Annotated in this window: 2 protein-coding genes; both read right to left on the minus strand. The window is 63.1% G+C overall.

Going from position 1 to position 2,333, the window contains the following annotated elements:
- Positions 1-199: 199 nt before the first annotated feature.
- On the minus strand, positions 200-1,000 hold the full coding sequence (gene istB / locus BG57_RS30700; RefSeq protein WP_035971031.1) for an IS21-like element helper ATPase IstB: 801 nt from the start codon (positions 998-1,000) through the stop codon (positions 200-202).
- Positions 993-2,333 (minus strand): IS21 family transposase (gene istA / locus BG57_RS30705; RefSeq protein WP_035971032.1); only part of this gene is annotated, 1,341 nt, incomplete at its 5' end. The genes istB and istA, both read right to left, overlap by 8 nt.

Consider the following 2,333-nt stretch of genomic DNA (forward strand, 5'->3'; position numbering starts at 1 on the left):
TGTCCGCGCCGAATGAATTTTGAGCCACCGCGCCGATCGAGCTTTGAGCCGGGGTGGAGACCGGCCTGAAGAAGGACCGGTTGTGGATAAGTGTATGGGTTTCCGGAGTGGTTGTCCTCCTTCGTATGAGGATGCATTGCGCAGTGGAAGCTGCGAAGGGCGTAGCCCGTAGCGACTTCCACTGCGCGGCAAGCGACGATCAGGCCGATTCGTTCGCGCTCGCATCGTCGGCTCTGCGCGCTGCTTCGCGCGAGCGGATACGCTTCTTTGCACTGGCGCTGCTATGGCGGAAACGGTAGCTTTCGTTGCCGGTTTCCACGATGTGGCAGTGATGCGTCAGCCTGTCCAGCAATGCCGTGGTCATCTTCGCGTCGCCGAACACACTGGACCATTCGGCGAAGTCCAGATTCGTCGTCACCGCAACGCTCGTGTGCTCGTACAGGCGGCTCAGCAGGTGGAACAGCAACGCCCCGCCGGCCTGGCTGAAGGGCAGATATCCGAGTTCGTCCAGAATGACCAGGTCGAGGCGAAGCAGGCTCGCCGCTATCCTCCCCGCGCGTCCCTGCGCCTTCTCCTGCTCCAGTGCGTTGGCCAGATCCACGGTCGAGTAGAAGCGCACCCGCTTGCCGTGGTGCATGATGCCGGACACGCCGATGGCGGTCGCCAGATGCGTCTTGCCCGAGCCCGGGCCGCCGACCAGAACCAGGTTGTGCGCGCCCTCGGTGAACGTCATGCCGGCCAGTTGCGTGACGAGCTGGCGGTCGACCGGCGAGCCATCGAAGTCGAAGCCCGCGATGTCGCGATGCACCGGGAACTTCGCCGCGTTCATCTGGTGGCTGACCGAACGCACGGCCCGATCCGCGACCTCGGCCTGCAACAGCCGTTCGAGCAGCCATTGCGAAGACGCCGCCTCGACATTCACCTGTTCGAGCAGTTCGGTCCAGCCGGCAGCCATGCCGTGCAGCCGCAAGTGTTTGAGTTCGACAATCAGATCACGCATGACCGGCCTCCGGCTGTTGCAGTGCCGGGCGCAGCCCGTCGTAGCGCGATGTGTCGGCCAGCGGCGGTGTCGTCAGTTGTAGCGCAGTATCGATCTTCGGCGGCATCTGCACGCTGCGCATGCGCGACAGCACGTTCACCACATGCTCGACGCTCACGCGCCCGGAGGGCGGCGCCTGCTCCAATGCAAGTTCGACTGCAACCACTACGGCGTCCAGACCGCTTTCCGGGACCAGCGCCAGAACCTTAGCCATTACCCGGTCGCCACCTGGCTCGCGTAGTAACGCCCGACGCAGCCGTTGCAGCGGATCGGGCATATCCTGGAACGGCGCACCGTTGCGCAGGGCTCCTGGCTTGCGCTGGATCAGCGGGATGTAGTGCTGCCACTGGTATCGCACCTGTCCTTCGTCGGCCAGTCGATCGTGTTCGGCCACCACGGCATCGTCGCCGACCACCACAACACGCCCAGGATAGAGTCGCGTGCTGAGCATCTGGCCTGCGAATTCGCATGGCACGGAGTAGCGATTGCGGCCAATCACCACCAAGCAGGTCGACGAGACTCGTGCCGCACGCTCAACATAACCGTCAAACGGTGTTGGCATCGGCATCAGATGAGCGCGTTCCTGCTCGAACACGTCGGCGACGCTCAGCTCACGATAGTCCGGATGCTTCACCTGATCCCACAACGACCGGCACCGGGTCGCCAGCCATGCATTCAGATCAGCGAAACTGCCGAAGCGTTGCCCACGCGCCTCAATCCAGATACGCAGGCGGCTGTCCTGCACGTTCTTCTCGACGACCCCTTTCTCCCAGCCACTGGCGACGTTGCAGAAGTCCGGATCGAACAGATAGTGCGAACACATCACTGCGAAACGCGGATTGACCGTGCGACCCTTGCCTTTGTGCACCTTGTCTACGGCCGTTTTCATATTGTCATAGATGCCCCGGCGGGCCACCCCGCCGAAAGCCGCGAACGAGCGCGTATGGGCATCGAACAGCATCTCGTGCCCCTGACTCGGATAGGCAACCAGCCAGAACGCCCGCGACGCACATAGCTTCATGTGCGACACCTGGAGCTTGCGGTAAATGCCGCCGACAACCAGTCCTTCTTCAGACCAGTCAAACTGGAATGCCTCGCCCAGCTCGAATCGCAACGGCACAAACGCCGACTTCGAAACCGCCTCGCCTTCGCCTTGCCGCCAGGCCCGGATGAAATCGGTCACCCGCGAGTAACAGCCGTCGTAGCCGCCAGCCTTGATCTCCTGGAACAGCATCCAGGCGGTGCGGCGTTCCTTCTTCGGTCGCCGCGCGTCGACACTGAGCGCCTGCACCAG

It is taken from the genome of Caballeronia grimmiae, from assembly GCF_000698555.1.
Classification (GTDB): domain Bacteria; phylum Pseudomonadota; class Gammaproteobacteria; order Burkholderiales; family Burkholderiaceae; genus Caballeronia; species Caballeronia grimmiae.

Bases quoted from the DNA above. Each gene is read 5' to 3' on its own strand.
- istB (WP_035971031.1), bottom strand. From the start codon at position 1,000: ATGCGTGATCTGATTGTCGAACTCAAACACTTGCGGCTGCACGGCATG.